At 74.2% G+C, this 15,083-nt stretch carries 13 protein-coding genes; 8 read left to right on the forward strand and 5 right to left on the reverse strand.

What is annotated here, in order from left to right:
• Positions 1-209: 209 nt before the first annotated feature.
• From CLV63_RS14225 to CLV63_RS14235, 3 genes are all read left to right on the forward strand, one after another.
• Complete coding sequence (locus tag CLV63_RS14225) at positions 210-497, forward strand: WhiB family transcriptional regulator (protein WP_106583485.1); 288 nt, start codon at positions 210-212, stop codon at positions 495-497.
• A 285-nt stretch (positions 498-782) separates the two neighbouring features.
• Positions 783-4,178: a glycosyltransferase family 2 protein gene (locus CLV63_RS14230; protein ID WP_106583486.1), complete on the forward strand. Its 3,396-nt coding sequence runs from the start codon at positions 783-785 to the stop codon at positions 4,176-4,178.
• The gene (locus CLV63_RS14235; RefSeq protein WP_106583487.1) at positions 4,175-5,623 is read left to right on the forward strand and encodes a DUF5719 family protein; all 1,449 of its coding nucleotides are present in this window, start codon (positions 4,175-4,177) and stop codon (positions 5,621-5,623) included. Before CLV63_RS14230 ends, CLV63_RS14235 begins: the two co-directional genes overlap by 4 nt.
• A 24-nt stretch (positions 5,624-5,647) precedes the next feature.
• Here the strand turns inward: CLV63_RS14235 and CLV63_RS14240 are convergent, their stop codons facing one another.
• Entirely contained in the window at positions 5,648-6,001 is a 354-nt protein-coding gene (locus tag CLV63_RS14240) for a metallopeptidase family protein (RefSeq protein ID WP_394339775.1), read from the reverse strand.
• Positions 6,002-6,273: 272 nt separating this feature from the next.
• Here CLV63_RS14240 and CLV63_RS14245 point away from each other — a divergent pair, with 272 nt between their 5' ends.
• Positions 6,274-6,672 carry a DUF3499 domain-containing protein gene (locus tag CLV63_RS14245; RefSeq protein ID WP_106583489.1) on the forward strand — a complete coding sequence of 133 codons (399 nt, stop codon included), beginning with the start codon at positions 6,274-6,276 and terminating at the stop codon, positions 6,670-6,672.
• A gap of 100 nt (positions 6,673-6,772) precedes the next feature.
• On the opposite strand, the gene CLV63_RS14250 is transcribed toward CLV63_RS14245, so the two are convergent.
• From CLV63_RS14250 to CLV63_RS14260, 3 genes are all read right to left on the reverse strand, one after another.
• Positions 6,773-7,387, reverse strand: a complete 615-nt coding sequence (locus CLV63_RS14250; RefSeq protein WP_146165564.1) for a hypothetical protein — start codon at positions 7,385-7,387, stop codon at positions 6,773-6,775.
• 103 nt (positions 7,388-7,490) lie between these two features.
• A complete protein-coding gene (locus tag CLV63_RS14255; RefSeq protein ID WP_106583491.1) occupies positions 7,491-8,435 on the reverse strand; it encodes a hypothetical protein in 945 nt (314 codons plus the stop codon).
• Positions 8,436-8,560: 125 nt separating this feature from the next.
• Positions 8,561-9,259: a hypothetical protein gene (locus tag CLV63_RS14260; RefSeq protein WP_106583492.1), complete on the reverse strand. Its 699-nt coding sequence runs from the start codon at positions 9,257-9,259 to the stop codon at positions 8,561-8,563.
• A gap of 206 nt (positions 9,260-9,465) precedes the next feature.
• Between CLV63_RS14260 and CLV63_RS14265 the strand changes: the two genes are divergently transcribed.
• The 4 genes from CLV63_RS14265 (at position 9,466) to CLV63_RS14280 (ending at position 13,627) form a co-directional block, all read left to right on the forward strand.
• A complete protein-coding gene (locus CLV63_RS14265; RefSeq protein WP_106583493.1) occupies positions 9,466-10,830 on the forward strand; it encodes a phosphomannomutase/phosphoglucomutase in 1,365 nt (454 codons plus the stop codon).
• Between the two features lie 104 nt (positions 10,831-10,934).
• Entirely contained in the window at positions 10,935-11,117 is a 183-nt protein-coding gene (locus tag CLV63_RS14270) for a Trm112 family protein (RefSeq protein WP_106583494.1), read from the forward strand.
• An 8-nt stretch (positions 11,118-11,125) separates the two neighbouring features.
• Entirely contained in the window at positions 11,126-12,307 is a 1,182-nt protein-coding gene (locus CLV63_RS14275) for an SIS domain-containing protein (RefSeq protein ID WP_106583495.1), read from the forward strand.
• Between the two features lie 36 nt (positions 12,308-12,343).
• Positions 12,344-13,627 (forward strand): serine/threonine-protein kinase, encoded by a 1,284-nt coding sequence (locus CLV63_RS14280; protein ID WP_106583496.1) that lies wholly within the window; start codon positions 12,344-12,346, stop codon positions 13,625-13,627.
• A gap of 15 nt (positions 13,628-13,642) precedes the next feature.
• Here CLV63_RS14280 and CLV63_RS14285 read toward each other — a convergent pair whose 3' ends face one another.
• Positions 13,643-14,920, reverse strand: coding sequence for a hypothetical protein (locus CLV63_RS14285; protein ID WP_146165565.1), 1,278 nt, complete (start codon positions 14,918-14,920; stop codon positions 13,643-13,645).
• Positions 14,921-15,083 lie beyond the last annotated feature (163 nt).

Consider the following 15,083-nt stretch of genomic DNA (forward strand, 5'->3'; position numbering starts at 1 on the left):
CACCCCTACAGCACCCCGCATAAAAGCGCGGTAATCCCAGGTCCGTCGCAAGCGAACGGCGAGTCGTTGTTTGTTACGTGATATTCAGGGGATTACCACGCAACGCGCTTGACGCAAACACAGACTCGCGCGTGTAATTTCAAGGTGTGTTTACCCCCTCCCGGGGGTCGATTGGGAGGGGACATCTAGGGGGGCAATAGGAGGTGCGCATGAGCGAGGTCATCCCGCTTGCGCACGGCTCGGATGAAGATCTGGGCTGGCAGGAACGTGCTTTGTGCGCGCAGACCGATCCTGAGGCGTTCTTTCCCGAGAAGGGCGGTTCCACCCGGGAGGCGAAGAAGGTCTGCCAATCGTGCGAGGTGCGATCGGAGTGCCTGGAATATGCGCTGGAGCATGATGAACGCTTCGGTATCTGGGGGGGACTCTCCGAACGGGAACGCCGTCGGCTGAAGAAGGCCGCCGGTCAGGACTTCGATTTCCTGGCCGACATGCTGTAATCGGTCGCCGCGGTCGAGCGGGTGGCGCAGGTCCCCAAAGGGCCTGCGCCACCCGCTTTTTCGCGTCCGGGGGCACCCCCGCCGCACCCGCCGCGGCACCACCGGCCGCGCATGACCGACTCGGATCATCCCGACTTGTCGTAGGGTGATCTGCCGTCAGCCCCTGTCCCGCGGATCGCGTCGGGTCGCCCCACCATCCGCAGGGCGGGTGCCCATGTCGCGGGCGGCCCACGCCCGCGGCGACGCCCGCCCCGCCACCGTCCCGCCGAGAGCGAACCGCCGCACGTGCTACCCCTCGATCCAACGTCCCACGTCGTGACGGCCGTCGTGGTCACGCACGACGGCGCCCGTTGGCTGCCCGAGTGCCTTGAGGCCGTGCGCGGGCAGACCCGTGCCGTGCAGCGCGTCGTCGGCGTCGACTGCGGCAGCCGCGACAAGAGCGACCGGATCCTGGCCGAGTACCTCGCCCCCGACGCCATCCTGCGGCTCCCCGGCGACACCGGCTACGGCGACGCCGTCCGGGCCGCCCTCGACCACCCCCGCTCCCGCACCGAGTTCCCCGCTGCGGCCGACGCCACCGAATGGGTGTGGCTGGTCCACGACGACTGCGTCCCGGCCCCCGACGCGCTCCAGCGGCTGCTCGCCGCGGCGGACGACGACCCGCGCGCCGCCGTCCTCGGCCCCAAGCTCCGCGACTACTTCGACCGCCGGCTGCTCATCGAGGCGGGCGTGACCATCGACGGCGCCGGCCGCCGCGAGACCGGCCTGGAGCCCCGCGAGTTCGACCAGGGCCAGCACGACGGCACCCGCCAGGTCCTCGCGGTGTCCAGCGCGGGCATGCTCGTCCGCCGCGACCTCTGGGAGCAGCTCGGCGGGTTCGACCCCGGCCTGCCGCTGTTCCGCGACGACATCGACTTCTGCTGGCGGGCCGGCGGCGCGGGCCACCGCGTCCTCGTCGTGTCCGACGCCGTCGCCTACCACGCCGAGGCCGCCTCCCGGCGCAGGCGGCGCATCAGCGCGACCCACGACCACCCGCGCCGGGTCGACCGCCGCAACGCGATCTACGTGCTGCTCGCGAACCTGCCGTTCGGCGCGATGCTGGGGGCGCTCGCGCGCAACTCGTTCGCGTCGCTGCTGCGGGTGCTGATGTACCTGCTCGCCAAGCAGCCGGCAAACGCGCTCGACGAGGCCGCGGCGATCACCGCCGTCTACACGTCCCCGCTGCGGCTCATCAAGGCCCGGCACCGGCGCCGCCGCAACCGCCGCCGCACCTACAGCGCCATCCAGCCGTTCCTGGCGCACGGCGTCGCGCTGCGCCAGTTCACCGATGTCGTCTCCGGCCTGTTCGCCGGGTCGCCCGCGCTGGACACCGCGGGCCGACACCAGGCCGTCACCGCCGGGCCCCGCGCGGAGGAGGACGACCCGCTGCGCGACGAGCACAGCGTGTTCCGCCGCGCCATCACCCACCCCGGTGTGCTGCTCGTCGTCGGCCTCACGCTCGTGTCACTGGTCGCCGAGCGCTCCCTGGTGTTCGGCGAGCACCTCGGCGGCGGTGCGCTGCCGCCCGTGTGGGGCAGCGCGGGCGACCTGTGGTCGCTGTACACCGCGTCGTGGCACGACGTCGGGATCGGCTCCAGCGCGTTCGCGCCCCCCTACATCGGGCTGCTCGCGGTGCTGTCGACCCTGCTGCTCGGCCAACCCTGGCTGGCGGTCACGGTCATCCTGCTCGGCTGCGCGCCGCTCGCCGGGCTCACCGCCTACCTGCTGGCGCGCAAGGTCGTGGGGTACCCGCCCGCCCAGGTGTGGATGGCGGGCTCCTACGCGCTGCTGCCCGTCGCGACCGGCGCCATCGCGCAGGGGAGGATCGGCACCGCGCTGGTCCACGCCCTGCTCCCGCTCCTCGGCCTGCTGGGGACCCGGCTGCTGCTGATGCCCGAGCGGCAGTCGCGCCGCGCCGCATGGGGGCTCGCGCTGCTCCTCGCCGTGTGCACGGCGTTCGTGCCGCTGGTGTGGGTGCTGTCGGTGGTGATCGGCGCGCTCGTCGCCGTCGCGTTCGGCCACCTCGGGCGCAGCCTCTACACCAGCCTCGCCATCGCGCTCGGCGTCCCGCTGGTGCTGCTCCTGCCGTGGTCGGCCGAACTGCTGATGTCGCCGTCGCTGTGGCTCCTGGAGGCCGGCCTGCACAGCCAAGCGCTGTCGCGGCCCGCTGCGTCCGCCGAAGGGCTGCTGCTGCTCTCGCCCGGCGGTCCCGGGCTGCCCCCGGTGTGGGTCACCGGCGGGTTCATGGCCGCCGCGCTGTGCGCGCTGCTGCTGCGCCGCCGCAGGATGCTGGTCGCCGTCGGCTGGAGCATCGCGCTGTTCGGCATCCTCGTCGCCATCATCATCAGCCGCATCACGGTCACGCCCCCCTACGGCGGCCCCGCGGCGCCGGCCTGGCCCGGCGTGGCGCTGGTGTTCGCCGCGACCGCGCTGCTGCTGTCGGCGGCCACGGCGGCCCGCTCCTTCGACGTGATGCTGAAGCTGCGCGGCGCACGCCGCGTCTTCGCGCTCGGCGTCGCGGCACTCGCGCTGATCACCCCGTTCGCCGCGGCGGGGAGCTGGATGTGGAACGGCGTCCAGGGCCCGCTCAACGGCGGCGGCGGGATCATGCTGCCGTCCTTCCTCAAGGCCGTCACCGCCGACGGCGGCCAGCCCCGCACCCTCGTGCTGTCCCCGACCGGAGAAGGCGACCTGCACTACAGCGTGCTGCGCGGCCGCGAACCCCGGCTCGGCGAATCGCAGATCCCTGCGGCCGACCAGCCCCGCGAGGCCCTCGCGGAGACCGTCGCCCACCTCGCCGCCGGGCGGGGCGGCGACGAGGCCGCCGACCTCGCCGGGTTCGGCATCCAGTACGTGCTGGTGCCCCGGCCCGACGGCGCGTCCGAGGCCACCGCCGACCCCGCGGGCCGCGGCGACTCCGGGGTGACCATCGTCGACACGATCGACGGCGTGCCCGGCGCCCGCCGGCTGATGCTCACCGACACCCTCGCGCTGTGGCGGCTGGAGCAGGAGACCGGCCGGCTGCGCATCACCGGCGAGAACGGCACCCGGGTGCTCGACGCCGGACCGGACGGGACGCGCGCCACCGTGCCGCCGGGGCAGGGCAAGCGCACCCTGCACCTCGCCGAACCCGCCGACGCCGGCTGGGAGGCCGCGCTCGGCGGCTACGACCTCACCCCCGTCCCCACCCGCAACGGCATGCAGGCGTTCGAGCTCCCGCCCACCGGCGGCACGGTGGAGATCTCCGGCGGCGCCCCGATGCGCGACATATGGCTGCTGGTCCAAGGGGCGCTGCTGCTCGTCGTGGTCGTCCTCGCGCTGCCCGGGGTCCGCACCGAGGAGGACGTCCGGCGGATCGAGGAGCAGACCCGGCCCCGCCCGCGCCTGCCCGACCGCCGCCGCAGGCGGCCGCCTGACGCCGACCCAGGTCCCGGGCCAGGTCCCGGGCCAGGGCCAGGGCCAGGGCCCGATACCGGGCCCGGCGCCGGACCCGATTCCGGGCCGGCCGCCGGCGGTCCGGCCGACACGCCGCCCCCCGCCGAACCGGCGGCCCCCGCGGCACCGGCCGCGCCGCCCGCGCCGAAGGGCCGCGGGCGCGGGCACCGCGGACGCAGGGCGAAAGGCAGGGGGAAGACGCGATGAAGCTCGTGGTCGAGAACCGGTTCGCGCTCCTGGGCCTGGTCATGGTGGCCCTCAGCGCGCTCTTCGGGGTGGCGCTCGTCACCAGCCCCGCATCCGGCACCGACGCCGCGGGACCGGCGGAGCGCGCCAGGGTGGAGTCCGCCGTGCGCGCCTGCCCGCCCCCGCAGGGCGACGACGACTCCGGCACCATCGCCGCCTACGGCCCCGCCGACGGCGCCGACAAGGGGAAGCTGACCGCCGCGGCGAACCCCGCGGCACCCGAGGAGGACGACGACGGCGCCGTGCCGTCCCCCGAGCCCATCGGCCGCAGCGGGCAGCCGGGGACACCCTGGACCGCGGAACCCGGCGACTCCGGCACCCACACCGTGGTGCGCGCCACCGGGGGCCTCGCCGCGGGCGTCGAGCTGACCCAGGCGACACTGGGCAAGGACGAGAAGGCGGTGACCGAGGTCCGCTGCCCCGAACCGGGCCTGAGCACCTGGTTCGCCGCACCCGGCGGCGACGACCTGAAGGACCTGCGGCTGCACGCCGGCAACCCCGACGACTCCGCGGCGACCGTCAACGTCGACGTGTACGCGACCGACGGCCCCGCCGTCTCCAAGGAGACCCGCGGCATCGCGGTCGCCCCCAACAGCGATGCCGAGATCGACCTCGGACCGCTCGTCGAGTCCACCGGCGCCGTCGGCGTCCACGTCCGCACCGCCTCGGGCCGGGTCGCGGCATCACTGTTCGCCGAGAAGAGCAAGCGCGGCGCCGACTGGGTGCCGCCCGCGAACCCACCCGCCACCACCCACGTCATCCCCGGTGTCCCCGAAGGCGGCGGCGACCGCAGGCTCATCGTCGCCGCACCGGGCGAGGACCCCGCCGACGTCAAGGTGCGCGCCTTCACACCGGACGGGGAGGCCGACCACGACGCGCTGGAGTCGCTTGACGTCCCGCCGTCGGCATCGGCCGAGCTGAGCCTTGAAGGGCCGCTCGACAAAAAGCCGGCGACCATCGTGGTGACCGCCACCCGGCCCGTCGTCGCAGCGGTGGCCATGAGCAGGTCCGACGGCGACGACACCGCCTACACCGCGGCGGTGGACCCCCTCGAAGGCGGCCTGAACAGCACGGCCGTCGTGCCGTCCCTCCCGAAGGACACGGACTCGGAACTGCTGATCGGCGCGCCGGAGAAGGCGGCGACCGTGCGGGTCACCCCGGTCGCGGCCGACGGCTCCACCGGTGACCCCAAGGAGACGAAGGTCAAGGCGGGCCGCACCGAACCGGTGAAGGTCGGCGCGGACGCCGCAGCACTGGTCGTGGAGGCGGTCAAGGGCAGCGGACCGGCCTACGCCGCCCGGGTGCTGAAGGGCGACGGCGCCACCAGCGTGCTGCCGCTGCCGCCCGCACCGGCGGAGATCGCGCTGCCGTCGGTGTCCGACAGCCTCACCAGCGTGGTCCGGTGACGCCGCCGCCCGCCCGCTGCGGGATCACGCCTCGGGGTCGACGGTCTCGGGTTCGAGGCCCAGCAGGTTGGCGACCTCTTCAACGACGGTGTCGTAGACGAGAAGGGCCATCTCGTCAGGGTCGGTGGTGCGGATCTCCACCGGGCGGCGGTAGACGATGATGCGGGCCTGCCCGGTGCCGGCGCGCTCCAACCGGGAGAACGGAATGCCGTCCTCGGCTGTGACACCGGGAGGGACCTCCGGGACGTCCTCGACCATGAATTCGACGTAGGCGAGTTCGCGGGCCCACACGCGTTCGAGGCGTTCGACCGCATCGAGCACGAGGTCGTCGAAGACCTGCGCCCGGGTCCGGGATATGGGGAGCTCAGACGGCGTCAATGGGCCGCGGATTCCACGTCCGCGGCGATCCCTGCGCCGTGTTCGGTCGGCTTGGGGCCGATGAGGGTGCACTCGTCGCACGCATTGAGCCTATGCCATCCGGAGCCCCCCGCGCAGCCCCAGGGGCGCCGGTTCGGGCCGCCCGCAATGCGCTCCGGCCGCCGACCGCTTCGCGGGGCTCCGGATCGCCCGCGCACGGGAGCACGCGCCTGCGGCGCCGTGTCGATGCCGGTAGTAGCGGATGCGCCGGGAAAGGCATAAGGTCAGGGGTCGTGAGCGTTGTCCGACGCTGCTCTCGCACCGCGTGCAGGCAGCCCGCCGTCTTCACGCTCACCTATGTCTACGCCGATTCCACTGCGGTCCTCGGCCCGCTCGCGGCCTATGTCGAACCGCACTGCTACGACCTGTGCGCCATGCACGCCGAACGCCTCACGGCGCCCCGCGGGTGGGAGGTCGTCCGGCTCCCGGCCGACAACTCCGGCGGCCCCGGCAGTGACGACCTCGAAGCGCTCGCCAATGCCGTCCGCGAGGCGGCGCGGCCGCCCGTCCGGCGCGAACCGGTCGGGCAGGGCAGTGAGACCCACCGGCGCGGCCACCTGCGGGTCGTGAAGTCCGAGCCGCGCGGCGAACCCCCCGCCCACCGGCAGGCCCGCCCCGGATCCGACGGCTGAACGGCGGCCCCTTGCGCGTCCGCTGCGGCCGCGCCCCCGAAACGAGGCGAACCCCCGGACGCGCGGCCTCCGGGGGTTCGCGGCATGCGGCGCCGGGCGCCTACCGGGCCGGCCGCCGGGCGTTCCCACGGCGGCGGAGGGCCGTGACGACCACGATCACCAGCGCCGCGACGATACCGGCCGCGGCGAGGCCGAGCCCGATGGAGACCATCGCGACCCGCCGGGTCTCGGCGCCCTTCACCACGTCGCCGCCTGCGATCCCATGGCGGATCTGGGAGCCGCCGGCGCAGCTGTAGGTGTGCTCCCCGGGCTCGGTGGTGTCGAGGTAGCCGTTGAGGATCCACACGCCGTCGTCGGTCTCGTAGGACCCTTCGCGTTCGAGCACGCCGACCTTGCCCGAGGGGGTGGTGTGGGTGCAGTCCCAGGTGTTGACGTCGGTGGTGAACAGGGCCCATTGCCCGTCCTCGCCCGCGCCGACCTCGAAGGTGGCCGTGCCGCTGCCGTCGACCTGCGCGGCGAAGTCGGGGGTGGGCTTGGCGGAGTTGGCGCCGAGCGCGATCAGTGCGACCCCGGCGGTGAGGCCGACCGCGAGGACGACGGCGCCCACCCAGTACCAGAGGCGCCGCGGCCTGAGGTCCTGTGTGGAGGGAGCGGAGGAATGCGCGTGGGGGATGTGCGGGGGCATGGACGGGGGAGGTGACTGGGGTAGGGACACATGCGGGATTCTGCCAGAACGCCCCCGGATTCGGACACCTGCGCGATTCGGCACGTGTGCCCGCCTGCGATCCGGCCGTGCGCCGGTGCGCGCGGGCGTCCGATCAGGGGCGCCGTCCGCCGTCGTCCCCGCCTTGGTCCGCGGCCCCGGCTGCTCCGCCGTCGTCGCCGTCGTCGCCCTGGTCCGGGGCGCCGTCGCCGTTTCGTCCCGCGTCCCTGCTCCCGCCCGCGCCTCCGCCCTTGTCTCCGCCCGTTTCTCCGCCGTGTTGCCCGGCCTCGCTGCGGTCGCCGCCCTGCGGGCCCGGGGGGCCGGTCGGCGCGGGGCCGTCGGCCGCTGCGAGGCCGCCCGGGCCGTCGGGCCGGGCTCCGATCGCGGCGAGGACGTCGCGGCGGACGACCCCCATCGCCAGCGGCACGGCGAACAGCATCAGGAACAGCACCCGCGTCAGCCGTCCCTGCGTCTCCGGACACGCGCCCGACGGGTCGACGACCGGGCCGCCGCACACCGCAGCCTCGGCGGCCCCGGCGCTCGGCCAGGCGAGCAGCCACACCGCAGTGAGCAGGATCGCGGCGAGGAGCACAGCGGGGACGTCCATGGCGCGGCCGTTGCGGATCCGCCGGTACATCCAGATCAGCACGATCCCGCTGCCCGCCGCCCACAGGCCCCGGCCCGTGGACGCCGAGCCGACGCAGGGGGCCGGGGCGATCAGCGCGTCGTCGGTGTCCCCCTCGGCCGGCGGGGTCGCCTCGGGAGCCGGCGGCACCGTCACCTCGGAGCGGAGGTCCTCCGGAACCGGCGCCCCCGAGCCGAGGAGCTCCTCTGGCACCGGCGCCCCGGAGTCGAGGAGCTCTTCCGGGACCGGAGCCGGCGACGGCAGCTCGGTCTCGGCCGACTCCGACGTGATCTCGGTGAGCGTGTACTGCTCGCACGGCACACCGCCGAACGTCAGGTAGACCGCGAACACGAACATCGCGGTGATGAGCGTGAGCAGGAGGGCGAGCATCCCGTTGGGGCGGCCGCGAACGTCGGTGACAGGGGGGATGACCACAGTGGGCTCTCTACTCGTGAGGGCTGGTCGTCGGCTTGATGACTGATGGGGCGCCGGTCTGGTCGGTCCCGACCAGACCGGCGCCCCAACAGCTGCTCAGGCCGGACCGGCACCCCGACAGCCGCTCAGGCCTGCTGCGGCCCGCCGCCTTCGTCGGTCGCTCCGTCGCCACTACTGTCCTCGCCGCCGCCGGTGCCGCCCGTGCCGCCGTTTCCGTCCGGCGCTCCGCCGGAGGGCGGTGCGGGTGGGGGACCCGGTGCGGGGCCGGCGGTCGCCGCCGCGTCGCGCCGCACCACGCTCATTGCCAGCGGGACCGCGACCAGGACGACCAGCCAGGACGGGAGCAGGCCCGACTGGCCCCAGGAGGGGAGCAGCAGGCTGCTCGGCCAGCACACCGACCACAGCAGCAGCGCCAGCGCGATGAACCGGAGGTCGAACGAGCGGTTCGCGCGGGCGCGCAGGTACAGCCAGCCCAGCACCAGCGCGGTGCCGAACGCCCACACCGCGAGGCCGGAGCCCCCGCTGCCGTAGCCGCTCCCCTGGACGGCGACCATGGGCGCCGCGGTGTTCCCCGAGTCGTTCCCCGAGTCCTCCGGCGTGTACTCGTCGACCCCCGTCTGCGCCGCGCCCCCGCCCTCGACGATGACGTCGGCCGGTGTGTAGGCGAACCAGCCGAAATCGGACGGTTCGCCGGTGGAGCCGCCCGACAGCGAACCGACGAGCAGGTGCACGGTGAGGGCCAGCATGGAGGCCGCGAGGCCGAGCAGGATGGCGAGCAGGCCGCTCTGCCTGCCGCGCGAGTCGGTGACGAGTCGGGTGAACACGGCGGGAAATCCCCTCGGATTCGGGTGTGGTCGGGGCGGTGCGGGGGAGAGCACCGCGCAGTCTGCCCGACACCGGCGACATCCCGCCAGGGGGGCGCTTGCCGAGGCTGCTGCCATGGCGCCCGCCGGTCTTATAGGTTGGAAGACCGCGGGCTCCGGCGGCCCGCAGCACCGATCCCACAACGAATCCCGCGGAGCGACGACAGTTGGGCGACCTCGCACAGATCTTCAAGGCGTACGACATTCGCGGCCTCATCCCCGACACCCTCGACGCCGGTATCGCGCGCGCCATCGGCGCCGCCTTCGCCGAGGTGGTCGGCGGGCCGACCATCGTGGTCGCCCACGACATGCGGCCGTCGTCGCCGGAGCTCGCCGCGGCGTTCGCCGAGGGTGTCACCAGCAGGGGCGTCGACGTCGTCGCCGCAGGGCTGGGCTCCACCGACCTGCTCTACTACGCGTCGGGCGTGCTCGACATCCCTGGCGCGATGTTCACGGCGAGCCACAACCCGGCCCAGTACAACGGCATCAAGCTGTGCCGCGCCGGGGCCGCGCCCATCAGTTCCGACACCGGGCTCGACGACATCCGCCGCCTCGCCGAGCAGGGCCTGCCCGCGCCGAGCGGGCCCGCGGGCACCGTCACCGAGCGCGACCTCCTCGCCGACTACGCCGCGCACCTGCGCTCCCTGGTCGACCTCAGCGGCGGACGCCCGCTGAAGGTCGTTGTCGACGCCGGCAACGGCATGGGCGGCCACACCGTCCCCGCGGTGCTCGGCAAGGACCTGCTGGGGCCCCTGCCGCTGGAGATCGTCCCGCTCTACTTCGCGCTCGACGGCACGTTCCCGAACCACCCGGCGAACCCGCTCGACCCGGCCAACATCGTCGACCTCCAGGCGAAGGTGCGCGCCGAGGGCGCCGACATCGGCCTGGCGTTCGACGGCGACGCCGACCGCTGCTTCGTCGTCGACGAGCGCGGCGAGCCCGTGTCGCCCTCCGCCATCACGGCGCTGGTGGCGGTGCAGGAACTCGCGAAGCACCCCGGGTCGACCATCATCCACAACCTCATCACCTCGCTCGCCGTGCCCGAGGTCGTCCGCGAACACGGCGGCACCCCGGTGCGCACCCGTGTCGGGCACTCCTTCATCAAGGCGGAGATGGCGCGTACCGGTGCGGTGTTCGGCGGTGAGCACTCCGCCCACTACTACTTCCGCGACTTCTGGCGGGCCGACACCGGCATGCTGGCCGCCATGCACGTGCTGCGCGTGCTCGGCGCCCAGGACGCGCCCCTGTCGGCCATCACCGCCGAGTACGACCGCTACGCCGCATCGGGCGAGATCAACTCCGAGGTCGCTGACCAGGCCGCGCGGGCCGCCGCCGTCGAGGCGGCCTTCGCCGGGCGCGACGGCGCCTCAGTCGACCACGTCGACGGGCTCACGGTGTCGCTGCCCGACGGGAGCTGGTTCAACCTGCGGGCCTCCAACACCGAGCCGCTGCTCCGCCTCAACTGCGAGGCGCGCGACCCCGCGCTGATGGCGGCGCTGCGCGACGAAGTCCTCGAAATCGTCCGGGCCTGACCGGCCCACCGCACTGCCGACCTACTGGCTCTCCCGACCGACCGCCCTGCCGACCCACCGACAACGACTGATCACGACCGACCACCGGCGAGGAAGCACGAACCATGAGCACCACGATCGACGACTGGCTGCTGGAGATCCTGGCCTGCCCGAAGAGCAACGCCCCGCTCCGCCTGGACGAAGAGGCCGGCGAACTGGTGTGCGACGAGAGCGGGCTTGCCTACCCCATCCGCGACGGCATCCCGGTGCTGCTGGTCGATGAGGCCAGGACCATCGAGCCGTCCTAGGCCGGCCCATGCCATTGGTGTTCGAGGAGCACCGCCTCGGCGGGCTCGCCGAGGGCGGCGACCCCGCCGCCCTTGAGGCGCTGCGCGCGACCGCGTCGGGTGCGGCCCGGCTGCGGTCGGCCCGCTCCGCCGCGCTCGAAGCCGACCTGGGCGCGCTCACCGCCGACGGCCGGCCCCGCTCCATCGTCGTGGTCGCCGCGGACGCGCCGGTCGGCGAGGCGCCGGCCGCCGTGTTCGGCAACGGCTGCCCCGTCCCCCTCGTCGCAGTCCGCGACCACCGGCTGCCCGGCTGGGTCGCCGGACACGATCTCGTCATCGCCGTCGCGGCCACATCCGGCCAAAACGCCGATCCGGTGGCGCGCGCGGCGGCCGAGGCGGTGCGGCGCGGGTGCCGGTTCCTGGGAATCGGCGCACCCGGCGGACCGCTCGCGCCGATCGCCGAGCAGGCCAGGGCGCCCTACATCCCGCTGCACGCCGCCGGGGCCGTCGCCGCCGACATCGGCCCCGCGCTGTGGGGGCCGCTCGCGGCCGTCCTCACCGCCGTGGGCCGGACGGCAGGGATCACCGCCGTCCCCGCCGAGGTGTTCGAGGCGGCGGCCGCGCGCCTCGAAGACGTCGCCCACCAGTGCCGGCCGGCGGCGGAGCCCTGGATCGACCCCGCCAAGTCGGTCACCCTCGACCTCGCCGGGGCGCTGCCGCTGATCTGGGGCGGCACCCCGATCGCGGCCGTTGCGGCGCGCAGGTTCGCCGCGACCCTCGGCGCGCAGGCGCGCTACCCCGCGCTCGCCGGGGAGGTGCCCGGCGACCTCGCCTGGCAGGCGCCCACCGCCGAGGGGCCGTTCGGCGGCGACGGCGCCCCCCGCTCGATCTTCGACGACCCGGAGCCCGAAGGCGCGGCCCGCATGCGCGCGGTGCTGCTGCGCGACCCCGGCGGGCCCGGCGACCCCGGCGATTCGGACGAGCCCAGCGTTTCCGGCGATTCCGGCGGGTCCGGCGCTATGGCGGGTACGATGACGGCCGCCGAGGAGTCGCTGCGCGCACGTGGTGTGGGCATCAGCGAACTCCGTACCGAACCGGGCCATCCCTTGGAACGTTTGGCCGGTTTGATCGCTCTAACCGAATACGTCACTGTGTATCTTGCTGTGGCGTACGGCGTCGATCCGCTGAGTTCCCGACCGGTCGTGCCCTGACGCCGTACACGGCCCCTTTGCCTGGAGGAAAACTCGATGCCCGGTTCCCAACCGCTGTTGCCGAACGATCCCGCCTCGTTCGGCGCCTACAGCGTTGTCGGACGTCTGGGCAAGGGCGGTCAGGGCATCGTCTTCCTCGGTCGCGACGGCGAGGGCGACGAATACGCCATCAAGGTGCTGAACGACACCTGGGCGGCCGATAACGACCTCCGCAAGCGGTTCGAGAAGGAGGTGCGCGCCGCCCAGAAGGTCGCGTCGTTCTGCACCTCGGCGATCCACGAGGCGAACCTCGACGCCGACCCGCCCTACGTCGTCAGCGAGTACGTCCCCGGCATGTCGCTCCAGGAGGCCGTCGCCGCCGAGGGCCCCCGCAAGGGCGCGTCCCTCCAGCGGCTGGCCGTGTCGACCGCGACCGCGCTGGTGGCCATCCACCAGGCCGGTATCGTGCACCGCGACTTCAAGCCGGGCAACGTCCTGCTGGGCCCCGACGGCCCGCGGGTCATCGACTTCGGGATCGCCCGCGTCGACGACGGCACCGCCACCATGACCAACTCCATCGTCGGCACCCCGTCGTACATGTCGCCGGAGCAGATCGAGGGCTCCGGCATCACCGACCGCGCCGACATCTTCGCCTGGGGCTGCGTCATGGCGTTCGCCTCCACCGGCAACGCCCCGTTCGGCTCCGACAGTGTCCCCGCGGTCGTGCACCGGGTGGTCAGCGCGCCGCCCGACATCGGGGCCATCACGGGCCCGCTGCGCCCCATCATCGAGGAGTGCCTGAACAAGGACCCCAATCGGCGGCCCAGCGCCCAGCAGCTGCTGATGCGCCTGCTCGGCCACGAGAGCCCGGCCTCGACCGACGAGATCAAGCGCGAGGGCGAGCAGCGCGCGGCGGAGTCCGGCCCGCAGAGCGGACCGAACGCGCCCTACGGCGCGTTCCCGCCGCACAGCGGCCCGCAGACCCCGTTCCCGCAGCAGCCGCCCACGGGCATGAACCGCCCGATGACCGGGCCGCAGCAGCACGGCGGGTTCAACACCCCCCTCCCGCAGCAGCGCCCCATGGCGCCGCAGAACCCGCAGGGCATGCACAACCCCATGGGCCCCGGGCCCGGGGCGCAGCGCCCCCCGATGGCGGGGCCCAACACCACGTTCGGGCCGGGGTTCGGCGGGCCGCAGCACACCATGGGCCCACAGCAGCCGCCAAAGCCCGCCCAGCAGGAGGACCCCCTGCTGTCGCAGGGCTGGGTCGTGCCGGCCGTGCTGATCGCGATCATCATCCTGCTGCTGCTGCTCGTCCTGGTGTCGCTCAGCGGCGGCTGAGGCGCCGCCGGCCGGTCAGGCCATGGCCTTGGTCAGGCGTTCGATCGCGCGGGCCAGCACGTCGTCGACGAAAACCTCGATCGCGGGCCACCGCTCGCCCGCACTGTCTGTGGGGACCAGGGTGACGCATTCGGTGCTGGCGAGGTCGAGCGCGTCGCCGACCCCCTCCCGCGTGGTCAGGCGCGCGTCGGCGGTCACGGCGAGGACCCCGGTCACGGCGCTGCCCACGTCCTGCACCGCGACCAGCACCCGCAGCGCCGCGTCGCTGACCGCGAGTTCGAGGCTCGCCCACCAGCAGCCGGGGCCCCGGTGGAACAGGGCCCGCTCGGCCGCGTCGTCGGACCGCTCACGGGTGTCGCCGTCGTCGGCGGTGCCGGCGCGCACCGACGCGCGGGCGGAGCCGTCGAGCGTGCGGAGCACGAGCGCGGTCGAGTCGGCCGCGCGGCGGAGCCGGTCCCCGATCGCGCGGTGCACGGCGCCCGCTAGGGCCGTGCTGCCGCCCTGGACGGGCTTGTGCGCCGCCGCCGACGCGCTCACGTCGGCGCGCAGCGCCGCGGTCTGGAGGTCGGTGAACAGCCGCACGACGGCGCCAAGCCGCAGGCGGGCGTCGCCGAGGTGCAGCGCCGCGGCGTGCCGGTGGGCCAGGCGGTGGTCCATGATCAGCGGCGCGTAGTCGGACCGGATGAGCGCCAGCGACCCCAGTGCCCACGGCAGCGGCCGCAGGCGCGCGGGGACGCCGCCCGCCCCGCCGGAGTCACCGGACCCGTCGGACACGTCGGCTGGGGGCCCTGCTGCCGCCAGTACCTCCGCGCACTTCACATGCAGGTGCGCCGCCCGGATGAGCGGATGCGTCTCCACGGCGGTGTCGGCGGCGAGGTCCCCGACACCGCGCGGACCGGCCGCGCCGAAATCGGGAATGGACGCGGCGAGGCGGGTGAGGTACGCCGCGTCGAGGACCTGTCCCGCGCGGCAGTCCGCCGCCATGGCCGCGAGCGCGTCCTCCTCGGCGCGCAGGCGCTCGCGCAGGGCGGAGTCGCCGGGGCCGAGGTCGGCCAGGCTCCACACCGCCCGCCGCGCGGCGGGCGCCGGGACCGCGCCAAGGCCCGCTGCGGCCCGCAGTTCGACGATGTGGCGGCGGAAGCCGCGGCGCTGGTCCTCGGCCCGCTCGTCATCGGTTCTGCGCCGCCGCCGCGCCGCCCAGACCTCCCTCAGCCGGTCGACCTCGACCAGCCGGCCGCGGATGTCGGCGGGGAACTGCAACGGGGACAGACCGTGGTCTCGGGGGGCGATCACGGAATCAAACTAACCACGGTGGATGCCCGGGAAACCCCCAATGGGCGGTATTCGCGCCGAACGTCCGCCTCGGCGTCCGGCGGCGCCCCGGCACCAGGGTGTGGCCCGCAGTTCAACCGGGGTTGGTGCGCTCCATTCCGGCGCGCAACGGGCGCAGGGAAGC

The organism is Murinocardiopsis flavida, assembly GCF_003014485.1.
In the GTDB taxonomy this organism is placed as follows: domain Bacteria; phylum Actinomycetota; class Actinomycetes; order Streptosporangiales; family Streptosporangiaceae; genus Murinocardiopsis; species Murinocardiopsis flavida.

Excerpts from the sequence above, each read along its gene's own strand:
- CLV63_RS14280 (WP_106583496.1), top strand. The coding sequence starts at position 12,344 with ATGCCCGGTTCCCAACCGCTGTTGCCGAACGATCCCGCCTCGTTCGGC.
- CLV63_RS14225 (WP_106583485.1), top strand. The coding sequence starts at position 210 with ATGAGCGAGGTCATCCCGCTTGCGCACGGCTCGGATGAAGATCTGGGC.
- CLV63_RS14275 (WP_106583495.1), top strand. The coding sequence starts at position 11,126 with ATGCCATTGGTGTTCGAGGAGCACCGCCTCGGCGGGCTCGCCGAGGGC.
- CLV63_RS14270 (WP_106583494.1), top strand. The coding sequence starts at position 10,935 with ATGAGCACCACGATCGACGACTGGCTGCTGGAGATCCTGGCCTGCCCG.
- CLV63_RS14235 (WP_106583487.1), top strand. The coding sequence starts at position 4,175 with ATGAAGCTCGTGGTCGAGAACCGGTTCGCGCTCCTGGGCCTGGTCATG.